At 69.6% G+C, this 20,114-nt stretch carries 17 protein-coding genes; 8 read left to right on the top strand and 9 right to left on the bottom strand.

The genetic code is table 11. From position 1 onward, the window contains the following. Positions 1–110 precede the first annotated feature (110 nt). Positions 111–818 carry an NPP1 family protein gene (locus OG223_RS49220; RefSeq protein WP_329265866.1) on the top strand — a complete coding sequence of 236 codons (708 nt, stop codon included), beginning with the start codon at positions 111–113 and terminating at the stop codon, positions 816–818. A gap of 25 nt (positions 819–843) precedes the next feature. On the opposite strand, the gene OG223_RS49215 is transcribed toward OG223_RS49220, so the two are convergent. The 3 genes from OG223_RS49215 to OG223_RS49205 all read right to left on the bottom strand — a co-directional run bounded on the left by OG223_RS49215 (position 844) and on the right by OG223_RS49205 (position 5,580). Beyond that, on the bottom strand, positions 844–2,259 hold the full coding sequence (locus OG223_RS49215; protein WP_329263907.1) for an FAD-binding oxidoreductase: 1,416 nt from the start codon (positions 2,257–2,259) through the stop codon (positions 844–846). 103 nt (positions 2,260–2,362) lie between these two features. After that, on the bottom strand, positions 2,363–4,963 hold the full coding sequence (locus tag OG223_RS49210) for a helix-turn-helix transcriptional regulator (RefSeq protein ID WP_329263905.1): 2,601 nt from the start codon (positions 4,961–4,963) through the stop codon (positions 2,363–2,365). Positions 4,964–5,070: 107 nt separating this feature from the next. Next, positions 5,071–5,580 (bottom strand): hypothetical protein, encoded by a 510-nt coding sequence (locus OG223_RS49205; protein ID WP_329263903.1) that lies wholly within the window; start codon positions 5,578–5,580, stop codon positions 5,071–5,073. 307 nt (positions 5,581–5,887) lie between these two features. Here OG223_RS49205 and OG223_RS49200 point away from each other — a divergent pair, with 307 nt between their 5' ends. From OG223_RS49200 to OG223_RS49175, 6 genes are all read left to right on the top strand, one after another. After that, positions 5,888–7,258 carry a ricin-type beta-trefoil lectin domain protein gene (locus OG223_RS49200; RefSeq protein ID WP_329263901.1) on the top strand — a complete coding sequence of 457 codons (1,371 nt, stop codon included), beginning with the start codon at positions 5,888–5,890 and terminating at the stop codon, positions 7,256–7,258. A gap of 52 nt (positions 7,259–7,310) precedes the next feature. Continuing rightward, positions 7,311–9,533, top strand: coding sequence for an RICIN domain-containing protein (locus OG223_RS49195; protein WP_443073812.1), 2,223 nt, complete (start codon positions 7,311–7,313; stop codon positions 9,531–9,533). Positions 9,534–9,560: 27 nt separating this feature from the next. Beyond that, positions 9,561–10,859, top strand: a complete 1,299-nt coding sequence (locus OG223_RS49190; RefSeq protein WP_329263899.1) for a ThuA domain-containing protein — start codon at positions 9,561–9,563, stop codon at positions 10,857–10,859. A gap of 120 nt (positions 10,860–10,979) precedes the next feature. After that, the gene (locus tag OG223_RS49185; RefSeq protein ID WP_329263898.1) at positions 10,980–11,687 is read left to right on the top strand and encodes a TetR/AcrR family transcriptional regulator; all 708 of its coding nucleotides are present in this window, start codon (positions 10,980–10,982) and stop codon (positions 11,685–11,687) included. After that, positions 11,680–12,423, top strand: a complete 744-nt coding sequence (locus OG223_RS49180; protein ID WP_329263896.1) for an SDR family oxidoreductase — start codon at positions 11,680–11,682, stop codon at positions 12,421–12,423. The genes OG223_RS49185 and OG223_RS49180 overlap by 8 nt, the downstream gene beginning before the upstream one ends. Before the next feature lie 29 nt (positions 12,424–12,452). Continuing rightward, complete coding sequence (locus tag OG223_RS49175) at positions 12,453–13,352, top strand: SDR family oxidoreductase (protein WP_329263894.1); 900 nt, start codon at positions 12,453–12,455, stop codon at positions 13,350–13,352. A gap of 11 nt (positions 13,353–13,363) precedes the next feature. Here the strand turns inward: OG223_RS49175 and OG223_RS49170 are convergent, their stop codons facing one another. The 4 genes from OG223_RS49170 to OG223_RS49155 form a co-directional block, all read right to left on the bottom strand. Further along, the gene (locus tag OG223_RS49170; protein WP_329265862.1) at positions 13,364–14,125 is read right to left on the bottom strand and encodes an IclR family transcriptional regulator; all 762 of its coding nucleotides are present in this window, start codon (positions 14,123–14,125) and stop codon (positions 13,364–13,366) included. A gap of 245 nt (positions 14,126–14,370) precedes the next feature. Next, positions 14,371–15,381 (bottom strand): 4-hydroxy-2-oxovalerate aldolase, encoded by a 1,011-nt coding sequence (gene dmpG / locus OG223_RS49165; RefSeq protein WP_329263892.1) that lies wholly within the window; start codon positions 15,379–15,381, stop codon positions 14,371–14,373. After that, positions 15,378–16,328: an acetaldehyde dehydrogenase (acetylating) gene (locus OG223_RS49160; RefSeq protein WP_329263889.1), complete on the bottom strand. Its 951-nt coding sequence runs from the start codon at positions 16,326–16,328 to the stop codon at positions 15,378–15,380. Before OG223_RS49160 ends, dmpG begins: the two co-directional genes overlap by 4 nt. Next, entirely contained in the window at positions 16,325–17,182 is an 858-nt protein-coding gene (locus tag OG223_RS49155; protein ID WP_329263887.1) for a 2-keto-4-pentenoate hydratase, read from the bottom strand. Before OG223_RS49155 ends, OG223_RS49160 begins: the two co-directional genes overlap by 4 nt. Before the next feature lie 243 nt (positions 17,183–17,425). Between OG223_RS49155 and OG223_RS49150 the strand changes: the two genes are divergently transcribed. After that, entirely contained in the window at positions 17,426–19,033 is a 1,608-nt protein-coding gene (locus tag OG223_RS49150) for an FAD-dependent oxidoreductase (RefSeq protein WP_329263885.1), read from the top strand. Positions 19,034–19,039: 6 nt separating this feature from the next. Here the strand turns inward: OG223_RS49150 and OG223_RS49145 are convergent, their stop codons facing one another. Beyond that, entirely contained in the window at positions 19,040–19,549 is a 510-nt protein-coding gene (locus OG223_RS49145; RefSeq protein WP_329263884.1) for a hypothetical protein, read from the bottom strand. Next, entirely contained in the window at positions 19,546–20,058 is a 513-nt protein-coding gene (locus OG223_RS49140) for a DM13 domain-containing protein (RefSeq protein ID WP_329263882.1), read from the bottom strand. The genes OG223_RS49145 and OG223_RS49140 overlap by 4 nt, the downstream gene beginning before the upstream one ends. Between the last annotated feature and the right edge of the window lie 56 nt (positions 20,059–20,114).

The following is a 20,114-nucleotide window of genomic DNA, read 5'->3' as shown; positions in this document are numbered from 1 at the left end:
GCGTGCCCGAACTGACACCCCCCACCGCCAGCCCTGCGAGAGCCCCGAAGTCCCGCGGCCGGCGTCTTCGCCGCTCCGCCGTCGTCACCGTCCTCGGTGCGCTCGCCCTCGTGATCGGGCAGGCGACGGCCGCCCAGGCCAACGTGCTCACCCTGCTCCCGCAGAACGCCGACGGCCAGGAGCAGACCTTCTCCCCGGCCTACGACTACGACGGCGACGGCTGCTACGCCACGGCCGCCATCGGTCTGGACGGCACCATCAACCCCGGGCTCAAGCTCGGCGGCGACGTCAACGGGCACTGCCACGACATGGCCCAGTTGAACAACGCCAACACGTACTCCCGCACGAAGTGCAACAACGACTGGTGCGCGGTGATGTACGCCAGTTACTTCGAGAAGGACCAGGTCACCCTGGGCCCGGCGGCGATCGGGCACACCCACGACTGGGAGCACGTCGTGGTGTGGATCAAGGACAACACGGTCCAGTACGTGTCGGTGTCGCAGCACTCCGCGTACCAGGTGTCGGCGGCCTCGGGGGTGCGCTTCGACGGCACACACCCCAAGATCGTCTACCACAAGGACGGCATCGGCTCGCACGACTTCCGCTTCGCCAACACCAACGACGAGCCCGCGGAGAACGCCACCGGCAACTGGTTCTACCCGCGTCTGGTGGGCTGGAACGGCTACCCGGCCGGCCTCAAGGACAAGCTCCTGGCCGCGGACTTCGGCTCGGCGACGCTGAAGATCAGGGACAGCGACTTCAACTACGCGCTGTCCATCGCCGAGCCGTCCGGCATCTCGTTCGACCCGAACGCGTGAGGCCGGCCCGGCCTCGGAGCCGGTGTTACGGGCGGGTCTCGTAGCGCGGTTTCGGGGCCGGGTGGATGTTCTGGTTCAGACGGAAGACGTTGTCCGGGTCCCGGTCGGCCTTGATGCGGGCCAGCCGCTCGTAGTTGCCGCGGTAGCTGGCCCGGACACGTTCCTGTCCCTCGTCCATCATCATGTTCACGTAGGCGCCGCCCGCCGAGTACGGGTGCAGGGCCTCCTGGTAGTCGACGGCCCACCTCTTGATGAGTCCGGTGTTGGCGGGGTCCCGGTCGACGCCGGCGAACACGGACGCCCAGCGTGCGTCGCGATACGCCCACGGGGTCTCGTCGTTGCCGACGTCGTGGGCGGCGCCGTCGATCGGGTAAAGGTGCATCGTGGACTGCGGGGTGGGGACCTCGGCGCCGAACTTCGCGTGGAGTTCCACGGCATCGTCGGGGATGTCGTTGACGAAGTCGGCGCGCCAGTACCACTGGTCGCCGGGCGGGTAGAGCCCGTCGAACATGCCCTGCATGTCGGGGTGTTGCATCGGTCCGGCCGCGTGCAGCAGCGGTGCGGGCAGTGCGTCGAGCAGGGGCGCCATCTCACGTGCGGCGGCCTCGGTGTCGCCGCCGGTGTAGCACCATACGACGCCGGCCGTCTTGCGCAGGTGCAGCTCCTCGGGGAACGGCGGGGCGGGCGGCACGCTGCCGTACAGGAAGAAGGCGTTCAGCTCGCGGGGCGCGTTCGGGAGGAAGTCCCGGTAGGCGGTGAGGACTTCGGCGCTGATCTCGACCGGCCAGAAGGTGGGTCCGGCGACGACCGTGCTGATCTCGTGGAGGCGGAACAGGAACGAGGTGACGACGCCGAAGTTGCCGCCGCCGCCCCGGACCGCCCAGAACAGGTCGCTGTTCTCGTCGGCGCTCGCCCGCACCTGACTGCCGTCGGCCAGGACGAGGTCGGCCTCCAGCAGGTTGTCGATGGTCAGCCCGCACTTGCGGGTGAGGTGGCCGAGCCCGCCGCCGGTGGCGATGCCGCCGACGCCGGTGGTGGAGATGATGCCGCTGGGCGTGGCGAGTCCGTGCGCGTTGGTGGCGCGGTCCACCTCGCCCCACACGCAGCCGCCGCCGACCCGGACGGTACGGGCCTCGGGGTCCACGTGGATGTCCTTCAGCGGGGAGAGATCGGCGACGACTCCCCCGTCGACGCTGCCGAGTCCGGCCCCGTGGTGGCCGCCGCCGCGCACCGCGAGGGGCAGGTCGTGCGTCCGGGCGAAGGCGATCACGCGGGCCACGGCGTCCGCGTCGGCGCAGCGCGCGATCAGCGCGGGCCGTTTGTCGATCATCGCGTTGTAGACGGCGCGGGCCTCCGGGTAGGCGGCGTCGTCCGGGCCGATCAACTCCCCGGTGAAGCCGGTCAGTTCACGGCGAGCGTTCTGTGCCGGTGTGCTGGTCATGCGGTCCCCCGTTTCGTGGTGCACTGGATGACCTGCTTGTTCTATTTCGCCCGGAACCGCACGGTCATCCGTGCGCGTCACCCAGCTCGGGGCCGTCGGGTACCTACGTTTCGCCGTCCGGCAGCAGACCGAGCTCCGTGGCGCGGGCGGCTGCCTGCCGTCGGGTGGGTGCGTCCAGCTTCTCCAGTACGGCCCGCACGTGGTTGTCGACGGTCCGCACGGACACGACGAGGCGATCCGCGATCTCCGGGTTGGTCAGACCGCCCACGAGCAGTCGTACGACCTGGAGTTGGCGTTCCGTGAGCCCGGCCGGGTTGCCCCGGGTCGCCGCGTGCGGGCCGCGCGGGATGCGGCGGACGCCGAGGTCGCGCAGCTCGGCGCGGACGAGGCGGGCGAGGGGTTCGGCGCCGAGTGCGTCGAGCCGGGCGAGCGCGGTGAGTTTGTCGGCCGGGTCGGGGCTCTCCGCGAGCGCGGCGGCGTGTTCGTAGGGGCAGCCGGCCTGCTGCCACAGGTCCGCAGCGCGCTTCCACTCCCCGGCCGCCTGGAGCGCGTACGGATGATCGCTGTCGTGGACGGGCACGGAGTGCCCCACCTTGCCGAGCCAGTAGCCGAGTTCGGCCCGGTACGGCCCGTAGTCCAACCGCCCCGCCTGCGCGTGGACCGGACCGGCCGCGGCAGCCACCGCCGCCGGGTCGCCGCGCAGCCAGGCCGCCTCCGCCCGTACGGCCGCCACCGGGCCGGTGCGCTGCAACTCCCCGGCGCGTACGGCGATCTCCCAGGCCTGGGTGAGGAGTTCGTCGGCGCCCGTCCTGCCGCGCCGGACCCGCACGCGCGCCAGGACGGTCAGCGCCGGGCAGCGGGCCGGTACGAAGTCGTGCATCCCGTACTCGGCGTGCAGTTCGGCGTCGTCCCAGTCGGCGGCGGCGAGCCGGCGCATGGCCTGCTCGACGTGGAGGTAGTTGAGGAACCCCAAGTGCTCGGCGCGGTCGGCGAGTTCCATGGCCGGGGGCAGATAGCGGTCGGCCTCGGTGTACCGGAGGTTGTCGAGGAGGGACCAGATGATGTTGGCGTAGGACCGGCAGGCGTGTTCGACCTCGCCCGCGGCGAGCGCCACGGCGAGGCTCTCCTCCAACTGCCGTCGCCCGTCCGGGTCTCCGCTGCGCCAGCGGGCGGCGCCCACGTTGTTGAGGGCGTGGGCGAGGATCGCGGCGTCGTCCGTGCGCCGGGCCAGGGCGATGGCGCGTTCGCCGTGCTCGATGGCTTCGGCGTACCGGTCGGACAGCATCCGCAGTTGGGCGGTGTTGCTGAGCGCGAGCGCCAACAGCCGGTCGTCACCGGCGTGTTCGAGGACGGCGATGGCTTCCCGTGCCGCGTCCTGGGCCTCCTCCGCGTGGCCCGCCCACCAGTGGATGCGGGACAGCCAGCGCAGGTCGGCGCCGAGCGCGAGGGTGTCGCCCAGCGAGCGGCGCAGGGCCACGGCGTCGCGCTGGGCGGCGACGGCCTCGACGGAGTCGGCGATGGTGTAGCACTCCACCGCGTAGCGTTCGAGCAGGTCGGCGAGTTCGGCGGGGGTGTAGCGGTGGCGGTGGCGCAGCACGAGCCGCAGATGGGCGGCGGCCTCGCGGTGGGAGCCCGCCTCGGTGGCGTCCCGGGCCGCGTGGGGGCCGTAGCGGGCGATGGCGTCCTGGTCGCCCGCCTGCGCGGCGTGGTGGACGATGCGGGCCGGGTCGGAGCCCGGCCGGGCCACGAGCGCGGTGAGGGCGCCCCGGTTGAGGTCGATGCGGCGGGCCGCGGGCAGGGAGTCGGCGATGGCGCGCCGGATCAACTCGTGCCGGAATACGACCCGTTCGGGGGTGACGGTGAGCAGTCCGCGCTGTTCGGCCGCGGCCAGTCCGGCGACGCCGTCCGGCAACAGGGCGTCGACCAGGGGTCGTTCGACGGCGGAGGGCAGGACGGCGAGCTGCTCCAGCGCGTCCACGCTCCGGCCGTCGAGTCCGCGCAGCCGGGCGAGCACCGCGTCGACGACCGTCGGCGGCACTCCCCCGGTGCCGCCGGCCGCCAGGACCTCGGTGACGAAAAAAGGGTTGCCCGAGGTCACCTCGTACACGTGCGCCGGGTCGAGCCGGCTGGCCGAACTGAGCGTGCGTACCGCCGACTTGGAGAGGCGGGCCAGCGGCAGCCGGTGCACGCGGTCGGCGCGGGACGCCTGGCCCAGCAGGTGCCGCAGCGGATGCTCACGGCTGAGTTCGTCGTCCCGGTAGGTGAGGACGAGTACGGCGGGAAGCTGTGCCATCCGCCGCACCAGGAAGCGTAGGGCGTCCATTGAGGCCTCGTCGGCCCAGTGGACGTCCTCCACGACGAGTACCGTCGGACGCGGTATCCCGGCCAGCTCCTCCAGCAGTGCTTCGTAGACGCGCTGGCGGTCACCGCCTTCGACGACGGCGTGGGCGAGTTCGGCACCGACGCTGCCGACGAGGTCGCGGAACGGGCCGAGGGGGCGGCGGGTGGCGAGGTCGTCGCACTGCCCCAGGAGGATGCGCGAGCGCGGGGGCAGTTGGCCCGGCATCGCTTTCACCAGGCTCGACTTGCCGATGCCGGCCTCGCCGAAGACGAGCGCCACGGATCCGGCCCCGTCCGCCGCCTCACGTGCGGCCGATGCCAGTAGCGCCAATTGGGGCTCGCGCTCCAGGATCCCCCGATCCACGCCGTTGATTCTGCCACCCGCCGGGAGATTCCGTCCGGGTGTCGCAGGCAGGACCGCCGACGGCCACCCGCAGCTCCCGCTGGACCGGCCCGCCGAACCCGCCCGGGTTAACGGCCGGTTCGCGGGACTTTTTTCACCACCCGCACCGGCACGATCCGGTGTCCGCGGCGCGGCTTGGGGGCGTCGAGGATGCTGACGCCGTTGTAGTTGCTGCCGCGGATGTAGAACACGGGCGCGGCCACGAAGGTGACGAAGATGGCGACGACGCTGACGGAGAAGAGGACCGGCAGCGACTGCCCCTCGGGGAGGGTCTTGCCGCCCTCGTGGACGGCGTAGGCCAACGCGGTGACGAAGGCGATCAGGCACAGCGCCCCGACGATGCGCAGGATGGTCGCGAGTGTGCGCGTGGTGGAGTGGTCGCGGACCTCGGCCAGCAGGGACGCCGAGCACTCGGTGCAGGTCAGCTCCACCGTGTGCTTGCCCGACGGGGGCCGCTTGACCACGTAGTGCGCGTCGGTCCAGGTGATCGTGCGCTTCTTCGGTGTCAGGATTCCGCCCGTGACCTTGTCACTGAGGATGTGCCGCACCGCGACCTCTGTGGTCCCCGTTGTGTTCATGGTTCCTCCGACATGCGCACCCTGACGATCATCACAGATCTTGCACAGTGTGACCTGTGAGAACCGGCCACCCAATGGTCCTGGTGATTTCTTTTCCTTCGCTTACAACTTCTCAACTCAGCCATGACGTGCGGGACTTCTCCGGTCGCACCTCTTGACGGCTTTGGTGCAGACCTTTAGGTTCACCAGCCAACAGACCTCCCATGAATGCATTCCTCGCTCACATATGTGAACACCCGTGTTCACGTCTCACCGCCCTCAAGCCGGCGGCGTCCACCCCCCACCCCAGGACGAAAGGGCCCTCGTCATGCAACGCCTCGCCCTGCGCTGCGCCCTCGCGCTCTCCCTCGGCCTCACCGCCGTCGGCACCCTCGCAGCCCCCTCCGCCTCGGCCGCGACCGGCACCATCACCGGCCTCGGCGGCAAGTGTCTCGACGTCGCCGGAGCCGGCTCCGCCGACGGCACGGCCGTACAGATCTACGACTGCAACGGCACCGCCGCCCAGCAGTGGACGGTCGGTTCCGACGGAACCATCCGCGCCCTCGGCAAGTGCCTCGACATCACCGGCAGTTCGACGGCCAACGGCGCCCAGCTCCAGCTCTGGACATGCGGCGGCAGCGCCAACCAGCAGTGGACGGTCACGGCCGCGCGCGACATCGTGAACCCGGCCGCCAACAAGTGCCTGGACGTCACGGGCAACACCTCGGCCAACGGCACCCGCACCCAGATCTGGACCTGCTCCGGCGCCGCCAACCAGAAGTGGACGGCCCCCGCCGCCGGCGGCACGACCCCGCCCACGACCGCGCCGATGGCCGTCGCCCCGTACCTCTACAACGGCTGGGGGAACCCGCCCAGCCCTACGACTGTCATGAACGCGACCGGCGTGAAGTGGTTCACGCTCGCGTTCGTCCTGAGCAACGGCTACTGCAACCCGCAGTGGGACGGCGGCCGGGCGCTGACCGGCGGAGTCGACCAGTCGACCATCAACACCGTGCGCGCCAACGGCGGTGACGTCGTCCCGTCCTTCGGCGGCTACAGCGGCAACAAGCTGGAGAGCTCATGCTCCAGCGCGGGCGAACTGGCGGCGGCGTACCAGAAGGTCATCAGCGCCTACTCGCTGAAGGCCATCGACATCGACATCGAGGCCGACGCGTACAGCAACGGGACCGTGCAGCAGCGGACCGTGGACGCGCTCAAGACCGTCAAGGCCAACAACCCGGGCATCAAGGTGTACGTCACCATCGGCACCGGGCAGAGCGGTCCCGACACGAGTCTCATCAACCGGGCCGCCTCCTCCGGGCTGACCGTGGACGCCTGGACGATCATGCCGTTCGACTTCGGCGGCGCGGGCCAGAACATGGGCACGCTCACCCAGCGGGCGGCCGAGGGTCTCAAGACCGCGCTGAAGAACGCGTACGGCTACAGCGACGACGCGGCCTACCGGGACATGGGCATCTCCTCGATGAACGGCATCACCGACAACAACGAGACCGTCACCACCGCCGACTTCCAGACCATCCTCGGCTACGCGCAGGCGCACCACCTCGCGCGGCTGACGTTCTGGTCGGCCAACCGTGACCGGCCCTGCCCGGGCGCCTACCCGAACGACGACACCTGCTCGGGCGTGAGCCAGAGCAACTGGCAGTTCACCAGCATCTTCGCCCAGTACACCGGCTGACGGACGCCCCTCCGACTTTCCTCCCCAACCCCCCATCACCACAGGAGAATCCGTGCTCAGACGGAAAAGACTGTCCGGCCGCCACGCCATACCGAGAGCGCTCACGGCGGTCGCGCTCGTGGCCACCACCGTGACCGGCATCGAGTTCGCGGCGCAGGGCTCGGCGAGCGCGGCGAGCACGGCCGCGGCCGCGATACCGACCGGCTACACCACCGTGGTCAACAAGGCCAGCGGCAAGTGTGTCGACGCCCGCTCGGCCGCGAGTGCCGACGGCACCGCCGTCCAGCAGTACACGTGCAACGGAAGCACCGCGCAGAACTGGCAGTTGGTCGCCACCGACGGCGGCTACTACCGCGTGAACAGCAACCTGAACGGCGCCGAGGCCTGGGACGTCACCAACGTCTCGACCGCCGACTCCGCGCTCATCCAGTTGTGGACGTACTCCGGCGGCAACAACCAGCAGTGGCTCCCGGTCGTCGAGTCCGACGGCGCCTACCACTTCGTCAACCGCAACAGCGGCAAGTGCCTCGACGTGCCGAGCGCGTCGACCGCCGACAGCGTGCAGTTGGCGCAGTACACCTGCAACGGCACCGCCGCGCAGTCCTTCACCCTCGGCGGCGCCACGACGAACCCGCCGGGCACCCCGGACTTCGGCCCGAACGTGACGGTGTTCGACCCGTCGATGTCGGCGTCGAGCATCCAGTCCAAGCTGGACTCGGTCTTCTCCCAGCAGCAGACCAACCAGTTCGGCTCGGCCCGCCAGGCCCTGCTGTTCAAGCCGGGTACCTACAGCGCGAACGCCAACGTGGGCTTCTACACGCAGGTCGCCGGCCTCGGCTTCTCGCCGGACGACGTGACCATCAACGGCGCGGTGCACGCGGAGGCCGACTGGTTCCAGGGCAACGCGACGCAGAACTTCTGGCGCGACGCCGAGAACCTGTCGGTCAACCCCACTGGTGGCACCGACCGTTGGGCCGTCTCTCAGGCCGCCCCGTACCGGCGCATGCACGTGCGCGGCAACCTGGCGCTGGACGACGGCGGTTGGTCCAGCGGCGGCTTCATCTCCGACACCAAGGTCGACGGCCAGATCCAGTCCGGCTCCCAGCAGCAGTTCCTCACCCGCAACTCCACGATGGGCAGTTGGTCCGGCTCCAACTGGAACATGGTCTTCGTCGGCGACCAGGGCGCACCCGCCCAGTCCTTCCCGACGTACACCAACGTCGCCAGTTCCCCGACGATCCGCGAGAAGCCCTTCCTGTACGTCGACAGCGCGGGCGCCTACCAGGTGTTCGTGCCCGGCCTCCAGTCCAACGCCGTCGGCACCACGTGGAGCGGGAAGACCCCGGCGGGCAAGTCGCTGCCGATCGACCAGTTCTACATCGTCAAGCCCGGCGCCACCGCGGCCGACATGAACACCGCGCTCGCGGCCGGCAAGAACCTGCTGGTCACCCCGGGCGTCTACCACCTCAACCAGACGATCAACATCACGCGCCCCGACACGGTCGTGCTGGGCATGGGCCTGGCCACCTTCGTGCCGGACGGCGGGATCACCGCGATCTCCACCGCCGACGTGGACGGCATCGAGCTGGCGGGTCTGCTGATCGACGCGGGCACCACCAACTCCGCGACGCTGGTGCAGATCGGCCCGTCCGGTTCGACCGCCACGCACGCCTCCGACCCGACGCAGTTGTCCGATGTCTTCGTCCGCATCGGCGGCGCCACCGTCGGCAAGGCCACCAACTCCGTTGTCATCAACAGCGCCAACACGATCATCGACCACACCTGGATCTGGCGGGCCGACCACGGCAACTCCGGAACGGTCGGCTGGACCGCCAACACGGCGGACACCGGGCTGATCGTCAACGCCGCCAACGTGACGGCGTACGGCCTGTTCGTCGAGCACTTCCAGAAGACCCAGGTCGTCTGGAACGGCAACGGCGGCCGGACGTACTTCTTCCAGAACGAGATGCCCTACGACCCGCCTAACCAGGCCTCCTGGATGAACGGCACCGGCAAGGGCTACCCCGCCTACAAGGTCGCCGCCGGCGTAACCACCCACGAGGCTTGGGGACTTGGCAGCTACTGCTACTTCAGCTCCAACTCCGCAGTGGTCGCCGATCGCGCCTTCGAGGTGCCGAGCGTGTCCGGGGTCAAGTTCCACGACATGGTGACCGTCTCGCTGGGCGGGGTCGGCACGATCAGCCACATCATCAACAGCACCGGCGGGCCGTCCAACTCCAGCACCAACGTCGCCTACTTGACCAACTACCCGTAGACCGCACGGAAAGGATCGATCACCTACATGAACACCATCAGATCCGGTTCCACTCGCGCGCTCCTGCGGGTCCTCCTCCTGCTGGCGACTCTGCTGGGCCTCGCGGCCGTACCGCCCGCGGCCCAGGCGAGTACCGCGGCGACGCCGTTCAAGATCCTCGCGCTCTACAGCGGCACCTACGACGCGGCGCACATCGACTTCGACAAGGAGGCGAACGTCTGGTTCCCGCAGCAGGCCGCGGCGAACGGCTACACCTACACGGCCAGCACCAACTGGGACCTGCTCGCCAACGGCGGGGTCAACGCGTACCAAGTCGTCCTGTTCCTCGACGACCTGCCGCAGACCGCCGCCCAACGCACCGGTTTCGAGGCGTACATGAGGGGTGGCGGCGGCTTCATGGGCTTCCATGTCTCCGCCTTCACGACGAACGCGGCGAGCTGGTCCTGGTACCACAACACGTTCCTCGGCTCGGGGAACTTCGTGTCCAACACCTGGGGTCCGACCGCGGTGACCCTGAAGGTGGAGGACCACACGATCCCGCCCACCGCCGCCCTGCCGGCCACGTTCACCTCGTCGGTCAGCGAGTGGTACAGCTGGTCCAACGATCTGCGGCAGAACCCGGACATCAAGATCCTGGCGTCGATCGACCCGAGCAGCTTCCCGGTCGGCACGGATCCCAACCAGTCCTGGTACAGCGGGTATTACCCGATCCTGTGGACCAACACGAAGTACAAGATGCTGTACGCGAACTTCGGTCACAACGCGATGAACTACACGACCAACACGCGGCTGTCGTCGACGTTCGCGAGCGCCACCCAGAACCAGTTCCTGCTGAACGGGCTCAAGTGGCTGGGCGGGGGCGACACTTCGACGCCGCCGACGGACACCCCGATCTCCGAGACCGCCTGGTACTCCGTGCAGAACGGCGGCAACGGCACGTGTGTGGACGCCCGTTCGGCGGCCACGGCCAACGGGACGGCGATCCAGCAGTACGCCTGCAACGGCACCACGGCACAGCAGTACCAGTTCCGCTCCACCGACAGCGGGTACATGGAGATCACCGCGCGCGGCAACCCGGCGCAGGTCATCGACGTGACCGACCGCTCGACGGCGGACAACGCGCCACTGCAACTGTGGGCCTACTCCGGCGGCACGAACCAGCAGTGGCAGCCGGTGCGTGAGACGAGCGGGCGCTACCACTTCGTCGCCCGGCACAGCGGCAAGTGCCTGACCGCCGCCACGGCGGCGACCAACAGTGTCCAGCTCACCCAGCGGACCTGCGACGGCTCCACCGCGCAGGCCTTCCAACTCGCCGTGCAGTCCTGAGCCACCGCACGGCACCGCAAGGGCGCCTCCCACCGCATCGACGCGGTGGGAGGCGCCCTTGTTTTCATCGATAACAAATGACTGTTGTCGGCGTTACGAATCGATGTTATCGTCGATTACATGAACACGAGATCGCTGATAATCGAAGCGGCGGCCGAGCTGATCGCCCAGTCACCCAGTGGTGATGTGTCCACTCGCGCGGTGTGCGAGGCGGCCGGTGTGCAGCAGCCGGTGCTGTACCGACTGTTCGGCGACAAGGACGGGCTGCTGGCGGCGACGGTCGACCACGTCTGGGACCAGTACCTGGAGACGAAGCGCGCCGCCGAGAAGTCCGAGGACCCGCTGCGGGACCTCCGGGCCGGCTGGGACAGCCACACGGCGTTCGCGCTGGCACACCCCAACGCCTACAAGCTGATGTTCGCCCCGGCGCTGCGTTCCGTGCCCGAGGCCGCGGAGGAGGCGATGCGCATCCTCCGTGGAGACCTTGAACGGCTCGCCGCGCAGGGCCGCCTTCGTGTCGCACCGGAGATCGCGGCACGCATGGTCATGTCGGCCAACACCGGGGTGTCCCTGTCGCTGATCACCCGTCCCACGCTGTATCCGGACTCCGGCCTGTCGCGGCTGGTCCGGGACGCGATCCATCAGGCGATCCTGCTCGATCCCGCGGCGGACACCCCGGCCGCGGACGCCCGCGCCGCAGCCGCGACCACGCTGCTCTCGTCCCTCGACGACCTCACCCCCGAACCGTTCACCCCCGCGGAGTCGGCCCTGCTCGGGCAGTGGCTCACGCAGATCCCCACCTCCCAGAAGGGCCCTCACCATGACTGACACCGAGACCACCACCCGCGTCGCCCTGGTCACCGGCGGTTCCGGCGGCATCGGCCGCGCGGTCGCCGAACGGCTGGCCAAGGACGGCATCGCGGTCGGCGTGCACTACGCCGGCAACAAGGCGAAGGCCGACGAGACGGTCGCCGCGATCGTCGCGGCCGGCGGCAGGGCGATACCGGTCGGCGGAGACGTGGCCGACGAGGACGCGATGTCCGCCGCGTTCGACGCGGTCGAGGCGGAGTTCGGCGGCCTCGACGTGGTCGTGAACACCGCCGGGATCATGGCCCTGTCCCCCATCGCCACCCTGGACCTCGACGACCTCGACCGTATGCACCGCACCAACATCCGCGGCACGTTCGTCGTCTCCCAGCAGGCGGCCCGCCGGGTGCGCGCGGGCGGCGCGATCATCAACTTCTCCACCACCGTCACCCGCACGAAGTTCCCGACGTACGGCGGCTATGTGGCGAGCAAGGCCGCGGTCGAGGCGATGACCCTCGTCCTGGCCCGCGAACTCCGCGGCAAGGACATCACCGTGAACGCCGTCGCCCCCGGCCCCACCGCGACCCCCCTGTTCCTGAACGGCAAGGACGACACGACGATCGAGAACCTCGCCAAGGCCGCCCCGCTGGAGCGCCTGGGCACCCCGGACGACATCGCGGAGTCGGTCGCGTTCCTCGCCGGTCCGGCCCGCTGGATCAACGGCCAGGTGCTGTTCGCCAACGGCGGGCTGGCCTGAGCCTCCCCCCTCTGCAAGGAGTGAATCCCATGAGCAACATCGTCGTGATCACCGGCGCCTCCAGCGGTTTCGGCGCCCTCACCGCCCGCACCCTCGCGGACAAGGGCGACACCGTCTACGCCGGAATGCGCAACACCACCACCCGGAACGCGCCCCAGGTTCAGGCCGCCGCCGACTACAGCAAGGACCACGGCGTCGACCTGCGCTCCATAGAACTCGACGTCAACGCGCAGGACTCCGTCGACGCGGCGATCGACCGCGTCCTCGCCGAGCACGGCCGCATCGACGTCCTGATCCACAACGCCGGCCACATGGTCACCGGACCGGCCGAGGCCTTCACGCCCGAGCAGCTCGCCGAGCTGTACGACGTCAACGTCCTCTCCACCCAGCGCGTCAACCGCGCCGCGCTGCCCCACCTGCGCAAGGCAGGCCGGGGTCTGGTGATCTGGGTGTCGAGTTCGAGCGTGAAGGGCGGCACCCCGCCGTATCTGGCGCCGTACTTCGCCGCCAAGGCCGCGATGGACTCCCTCGCCGCCAGTTACGCGGCCGAGCTGGCCCGCTGGGGCGTGGAGACCTCCATCGTGGTACCGGGTTCGTTCACCAGCGGCACGAACCACTTCGCGCACGCCGGGCATCCGGCGGACGGCGTCGTCGCGGCGGAGTACGAGACGCGGTACGCCGGCCTGATGACCCAAGTCGCGGAGAAACTCGCCGCGTTGGCACCCGAGGGCGCGGACGCCTCGCTGGTCTCCGACGAGATCGCCCGCATCGTCGCACTCCCCTCGGGGCAGCGCCCGTACCGGGTGCACATCGACCCGGCCGACGACGGTTCCGAGGCGGTCTCCGTCGTGGCCGACCGCATCCGGCGCGACTTCCTGGCCCGCGTCGACCTCGCGGACCTGCTCTCCGTGCACCCCACGGCGGCCTGACCACCACCCGCTTACAAGGTCACCGCCTCCGGCACGTCCCGCCGATACGACTCCCCGCCCCCGAACAGCTCCTCGGACACGGCCCGTACGGCGTTGACGACCAGCGGAGCGACCAGTTCCAGCGGGGCCCGTCCGTCGCCGACGACCGAGATCGCGCCGATCGGACCGTCGGGTCCGCGCAGGGCGAGGCCGACGCAGCCCAGGTCGGGGAAACACTCGCCCCGGTCGATCGCCAGCCCGTTGCGTCGGCGTACCGTGCTCAACTCCCGGTGGAGCAGGTCGAGTCGGCCGATGCTGTGCGAGGTGCGGCACTCCATCGACTGCTGGTACCGGGCGTCGATCTCCTCCGGGCTCAGCCAGGCGAGCATCGCCTTCCCCAGCCCGGTGCAGTGGGCGACCGCCCGCCCGCCGACGCGGGAGGGGATGTCGACCGCGGCCCGGCCGCCGATCTTGTCGAGGTAGTAGATCTCCGGGCCGTCGAGGACGGCGAGATGGACGACCATCTTCGTCCGGACGGCCAGGTCGAGGAGTTGGGGCGCGGCCGCCGCGCGCAGCGTGCTGTGCCCGATCTCCCGCCCGCCGAGACCGAGCGCGCGCGGCCCCAGCGCGTACCCGGCGACCGTGTGGTGCAGCCAGTCCAGGCGCACCAGTTGGTCGAGGATCCGGTGGGTGGTGGAGCGCGGGAGGTGGGTCCGGCGGGACACCACTTCGAGGGTGAGGTGTGTCTGGGGCCGCTCGAAGAGGTCCATGATCAGCGTGACGCGCTCCATCATCGACGGTGGCAGCGCATGCCGGTCGGCCTCGTATCGCGGTTCCAGGCGAAGGGCAGACGTCATCGTCAATGCCTCTCTGCTCAAACTGAAATCAATTCTAGTTCGGCGCCGTCGTCAACGTATCAACGGCGTCGGACGCGGGCCAAGAGGCGTGCACGAGTTTATTGGTACGCCCGGTCTAATCAACGCGCGAAAGCGCCGCCCCCGGCCTGTGGACCGGGAAGCGACGCTACTGGAACGCGGGCTCAGCAGCCGCGCGTGAGGTCCAGCGCGATGTCCACGATCATGTCCTCCTGCCCGCCCACCAGCCCCCGCCTGCCCACCTCCTGGAGGATGGTGCGCGCGTCCAGACCGTACTGTCCGGCCGCCGTCTCGGCGTGCCGCAGGAAGCTGGAGTAGGCGCCCGCGTAGCCGAGCGTGAGGGTCTCCCGGTCGACGCGCACCGGCCGGTCCTGGAGCGGGCGGACCAGGTCGTCGGCGGCGTCCTGGAGCGCGAACAGGTCGCAACCGTGCTTCCAGCCAAGGAGGTTGGCGACGGCGATGAACGGTTCGATCGGGCAGTTGCCGGCGCCCGCGCCCTGTCCGGCGAGGGACGCGTCGACCCGGGTCACGCCCTCCTCCACCGCCGTAACGGAGTTGGCGACCGACAGCGAGAGGTTCTCGTGCGCGTGGATGCCGATCTGGGTGTCCGGGTCGAGCACGTCCCGGTAGGCGCGGATACGGTCGCGCACGCCGTCCATGGTCAGCCGGCCGCCGGAGTCCGTGACGTACACGCAGTGCGCGCCGTAGGACTCCATCAGCCGTGCCTGGCGGGCGAGTTCGGCGGGGTCGGTCATGTGGGCCATCATCAGGAAGCCGGAGACGTCCATGCCGAGTTCGCGCGCGGTGGCGATGTGCTGGGCGGCCACGTCGGCCTCGGTGCAGTGGGTGGCGACGCGGACCGAGCGGACGCCGAGGGAGTAGGCCTGCTTGAGTTCGGCGATGGTGCCGATGCCGGGCAGCAGCAGGGACGTCAGCGTCGCCCGGTGGATGGCGCCGGCCGCGGCCTCGATCCATTCCCAGTCGGTGTTGCTGCCGGGGCCGTAGTTGAGGCTGCCGCCGGACAGTCCGTCGCCGTGGGCGACCTCGATGGCGTCCACGCCCGCCTGGTCCAGGGCCGCGCTGATGGCGGCCACGTTCGCGGGCGTGATCCGGTGCCGGATGGCGTGCATGCCGTCCCGGAGGGTGACGTCCTGCACATAGAGCCTGGCGGTCATCGGGTCACCTCCGTGGAGAAGCGCTGGGCGATGCGCTCGGCGACCCGCAGAGCGGCCGAGGTAATGATGTCGAGGTTGCCCGCGTAGGCGGGCAAGTAGTGGGCGGCGCCCTCGACTTCGAGGAACACGGACACCTTGGTGGTGACCTCGGAGGCGTCGCCGCTGAAGAGGGTGTGGACCGGATCACCGGCCGGGATCGGGGTGAACTGCACCTGTTGCTTGAGCCGGTAGCCGGGCACGTACTCGGCGACCGCGTCCACCATGCCCTCCACGGAGGCTCGGACCGTCTCGTGATCGGCGTCGCCGATCAGGCAGTACACGGTGTCCCGCATGATCAGCGGCGGCTCGGCCGGGTTCAGCACGATGATCGCCTTGCCGCGCTGGGCACCGCCCACCTTCTCGATCGCGGCGGAGGTGGTCTCCGTGAACTCGTCGATGTTGGCGCGGGTTCCGGGCCCGGCCGACTTCGAGGCGATGGAGGCGACGATCTCGGCGTAGGGCACCGGTGTGATCCGGCTGACCGCGTGCACGATCGGGATGGTGGCCTGGCCGCCGCAGGTGACCAGGTTGAGGTTGTCGACATCGTTGGCCACGTGCTCGTCGAGGTTCACCGGCGGCACGACGTACGGTCCGATGGCGGCGGGGGTGAGGTCGACGAGCCGTTTGCCGTACGGGGCGAGGCGCTTGGCGTTCTCGACGTGCGCCTTCGCGGACGTGGCGTCGAAGACGATCTCGATGTCGTCGAAGCCGTCCATCCGGATCAGCCCGTCCACGCCCTCGTGGGTGGTGGGCACCTTCAGGCGCGCGGCGCGGGCGAGGCCGTCCGAGTCCGGGTCGATGCCCACCATCGCGGCCATCTCCAGGGTGTCGGACAGCCGCAGCACCTTGATCATCAGGTCGGTCCCGATGTTGCCGGAACCGATGATGGCCACCTTGGTCTTCGTCATCCCTGTTCCTTCGAAGAGTCCGATGAGTCCGGTTCGTTGGCCGAGAACGTCGCGGTCACCGTGCCGAGGCCGGACATCTCGGCCCGTACGGTGACTCCTGGCGGGGTGGGGACGAGCGGACCCAGCGCTCCGGAGAGCACGACCTGGCCGGCCCGCAGCGGGTCACCGAACTCCCGGGCGGTGCGCGCCAGCCACAGCAGCGCGGCAAGGGGATCGCCGAGGCAGGCCGTGCCGTCGCCCTCCGAGGCGAGCTTCCCGTCGGCGTACAGCCGCATCGTCACGTCCCGGGGTTCGAACGCCTTCAACTCGACCCGCTCGCCGCCGAGTACGAACAGTCCGCTGGACGCGTTGTCGGCGACGGTGTCGGTGATCGCGATGTCCCAGTCGGCGACCCGGCTGTCCACGATCTCCAGCGCGGCGACCGCGTACGCGACGGCGGACCGGACCCGCTCGATGTCGAGGACGCCGTCGTCGAGGTCGTCGGCGAGGACGAACGCGATCTCGGCCTCGACCCTGGGCTGCAGCAGCCGTCCGCTCGGCACGGCCGGCAGCGCGCTGACGTCCATGTCGGCCAGCAGCACACCGAAGTCGGGCCGGTCGACGCCGACTTGGCGCTGCACCGACTCCGAGGTGAGTCCGATCTTGCGGCCGACGACCCGTGCTCCGGCGGCGATCCGGTCGGCCACGATGCGTTGTTGGACGGCGTAGGCGAGGCTGATGTCGGTGGCGCCGAGCAAGTCCCGTACGGGAGCGCACGGTTGACGATCACGGGCCGCGCGCGTCAGTCGTGCGACCGCCTCGGTCACCGCCGCCTCGCGGTCCGCCACCGCCCTCGGTTCCCAAACGTCTGTCATTCGCATCCTCACCTCGTGATGGTCTCCAGCCTGGGCATCGCCGCCCGATCACGGTCACGCGCGTTCCGCTCACCGGGACTGGATCCGGGGTGGACTCGGGCATGGACGAACCGTCTCGCTCAGCGAGATACCGGGGCGGAGCCGCGCAGTTGGCTCGATACCGTCGCCGGCACATTGCGAGAGGTTGTGGCGTTGAGCCGCGCTCGGCCGTCGAGAAGCGTCAGCACACCTGAGGAGGTCAGGATGACCAGCAACGAGGACGTCTACGACGTGATCGTGGTCGGGTCGGGCGGGGGTCTGGTCGGTGCCTACCTGGCAGCGTCACGCGGGCTGCGGACGCTCGTCATCGAGAAGACGGACCGGGTGGGCGGCACCACCGCCTACTCCGGTTCCGGTCTGTGGTACCCCGGTTCCGCGCCCATGCGGCGGGCCGGGCTCGACGACAGTGTCGAGGACGCGAGGACCTATCTGCGCAGCACCGTCGACGACGCATCACGCGAGCCGCTCCAGGATGCCTATCTGCGGGCCGGCGTGGAGTTGATCGACGAGCTGGAGAAGAATCCGTGGTTCCAGTCGTTCGTGCATCTCCCGGTGCCGGACTACTATCCGTCGGTCACCGGCTCGTCCCCGACCGGGCACACGATTTTCCCGCCGCAGGTCACCGTCGCCGAACTCGGAGAACACGCCCCGCTGGTCCGCGCCTGCCTGCCCACCCAGCGGTGGGGCCATGACGAAGGCCCGGTCCTCGGCGGGGGCCGCGCGCTGATCGGCAGGACGTTGGCGGCGTTCCTGGAGACGGGCCACGGCTCGCTCCGCCTCAACACCGCGTTGGAGGGCCTCGTCGTCGAGGACGGCAGGGTCGTCGGCGTGGAGGCGGTGAGCGACGGCGAACAGGTCACGTTCCGCGCCACGGGCGGGGTGATCCTCGCGGCCGGCGGCTTCGAGCGCAACCGCGAGCTGCGCGAGAAGTACCAGCCGATTCCGGAGCGCGGCAGCGAGTGGACCCACGGCGCCCCGGGCAACACGGGCGACGCACTCCAGGCAGGCATCGCGGTCGGCGCCGCCACCGACCTGCTCGACGCGGCCTGGTTCACGCCCGGACTCGTGTGGCCGGACGGCCTTCCGCTCTTCCACACGGGCACCCGGGGCGGAATCTGGGTCAACGCGGCGGGCGAACGCTTCGTCAACGAGACCCGCCCCTACGACCAGGCGGGCCGCGAGATCGTCCGCCTGCACACCACCACAGGCGTCTCGCACATCCCCGCCCACTGGATCATCGACCAGCGCCAGCTCGACCGGGACAGCTTCGGCGGCCCCTACGACCAGCCGGTCCGCCCCGAGTGGTTCGAGTCGGGTGCGCTGAAGAAGGCCGACACCCTTGAGGAGTTGGCAAAGCTGATCGACGTACCGCTGGAAGCCCTGCGCGCGACCATCGAGGAGTTCAACGGCTACGCGCGGACCGGCGTCGACGAGAAGTTCCATCGTGGCGAGACACCCTGGGACCAGATGGCTCAGTACGTCCTGGGTTTCCCCGCCCTGCCCGAGCTGAACTACCCGGCACCGCCGCCCATGAGCGACTCGCCCAACCCGCTGCTCCCCCCGCTCGACACCCCGCCGTACTACGTCGCGACCATCCTCCCCGCGGACATCGGCACCAAGGGCGGCCTGAAGATCGACGAGCACGCGCGGGTGCTGCGCCCGGACGGCTCGCCGATCGAGGGGCTCTACGCGGCGGGCAACACCGCGGCCGCGATGACGGGACGCGTGTACCCGGGCGCGGGGGCTCCCATCGGTTCGAGTGTCGCGTTCTCGTACCTGGCGGTGCTGGACATCGCGGGCGGCACGGACTGACGCGCGTCAGAGCCAGCGACGGAACGGCTCCCGGAACACCACCACGTCCGGACGCCTTCGGCCCACGGACCTTTCCGCGAGAGTCGTCACGGAGAAATGTGAGGCCAAAAGCGGCCAGGCGATGACCACCGTCGAGAGGGCGACCATGATCGGATATTCGGTGATGAGCTGGTCCGCGCTCCAGTACGTCAGCAAGGTGAATGCCGACATGAAAGAGGCGGGCAGGGAGAACACCCCCAGGACGAGGGCGACTCCCAGCAATGTCTCCAGCAGGGGCATCGCGAAGCCGAAGAAATGCGGCCAGCCCGCGAGTGCGAAATCCGCGAAACTCTTGAAGTAACCCGGAACCCTACTGTTCGACTTCGCGCTGTTCGCCACCAGCAGGATGTCCGCAGCCCCGAAATGCGCCCGGTATTTCAACGTTCCTTCATGGAGCCACAGGACACCGAGGGTGACTCTGATCGCGCCGGCGAGGGCCGCCGCGATCAGAGTCGGGCGTGAATTAGACGACTTCATGACAGTTTCGCGGCGCCGAATACCGCCTTCGCCTTGTCGCAGTGGATGACCACGTTGCTGTACATGGACGCGTCGACGCCGTTGAGTTCGAACATCTGGGACGCCTTGTCGAACTTGACGGCACCGAGCTGCTTGCCTGCGGAAACGGCGGCTTCATCCGTGCCGTTCGTGAGGTAGACATGCAGGTCCGGGCCCTCGTCGGACGCGAAGCCGGAGAGCGTGACGCCCGAGCCGCTCACCTGCGCGGAGCCGGTCACCTTCTTGCCGTTGAGCCCCGCGAACATTCCCGACTTGTCGGCCGACTTCATCGCCGCCTTCGAGGCCGACATGGAGGGCGCCGCTTTCGAGGTGGAGTCGCTGTTGTCGGACCCGCCGCACGCCGTGAGCGTGAAGGAAAGGGCAACGAGAGCCACGCCGACAAACCCGATTTTCCGCATGCCGAACTTCCTGTTCTTGATTCCGCTGGGAGTCGGCGGCAAGAGGAACGGGCTGCCGCCGACGGGAACCAAGCTACCTACGGAATACGGGAGATGACCCCGCGGCCAGGGGGACGTAAGAATTGCTT

It is taken from the genome of Streptomyces sp. NBC_01478, assembly GCF_036227225.1.
GTDB lineage: Bacteria > Actinomycetota > Actinomycetes > Streptomycetales > Streptomycetaceae > Streptomyces.
Note: the sequence above shows the minus strand (reverse complement) of the source record. Positions and strands in the feature narration are given on the sequence as shown.

Bases quoted from the DNA above. Each gene is read 5' to 3' on its own strand.
- OG223_RS49215 (WP_329263907.1), bottom strand. From the start codon at position 2,259: ATGACCAGCACACCGGCACAGAACGCTCGCCGTGAACTGACCGGCTTC.
- OG223_RS49205 (WP_329263903.1), bottom strand. From the start codon at position 5,580: ATGAACACAACGGGGACCACAGAGGTCGCGGTGCGGCACATCCTCAGT.
- OG223_RS49200 (WP_329263901.1), top strand. From the start codon at position 5,888: ATGCAACGCCTCGCCCTGCGCTGCGCCCTCGCGCTCTCCCTCGGCCTC.
- OG223_RS49190 (WP_329263899.1), top strand. From the start codon at position 9,561: ATGAACACCATCAGATCCGGTTCCACTCGCGCGCTCCTGCGGGTCCTC.
- OG223_RS49185 (WP_329263898.1), top strand. From the start codon at position 10,980: ATGAACACGAGATCGCTGATAATCGAAGCGGCGGCCGAGCTGATCGCC.
- OG223_RS49180 (WP_329263896.1), top strand. From the start codon at position 11,680: ATGACTGACACCGAGACCACCACCCGCGTCGCCCTGGTCACCGGCGGT.
- OG223_RS49175 (WP_329263894.1), top strand. From the start codon at position 12,453: ATGAGCAACATCGTCGTGATCACCGGCGCCTCCAGCGGTTTCGGCGCC.
- OG223_RS49170 (WP_329265862.1), bottom strand. From the start codon at position 14,125: ATGATGGAGCGCGTCACGCTGATCATGGACCTCTTCGAGCGGCCCCAG.
- dmpG (WP_329263892.1), bottom strand. From the start codon at position 15,381: ATGACCGCCAGGCTCTATGTGCAGGACGTCACCCTCCGGGACGGCATG.
- OG223_RS49160 (WP_329263889.1), bottom strand. From the start codon at position 16,328: ATGACGAAGACCAAGGTGGCCATCATCGGTTCCGGCAACATCGGGACC.
- OG223_RS49155 (WP_329263887.1), bottom strand. From the start codon at position 17,182: ATGACAGACGTTTGGGAACCGAGGGCGGTGGCGGACCGCGAGGCGGCG.
- OG223_RS49150 (WP_329263885.1), top strand. From the start codon at position 17,426: ATGACCAGCAACGAGGACGTCTACGACGTGATCGTGGTCGGGTCGGGC.
- OG223_RS49145 (WP_329263884.1), bottom strand. From the start codon at position 19,549: ATGAAGTCGTCTAATTCACGCCCGACTCTGATCGCGGCGGCCCTCGCC.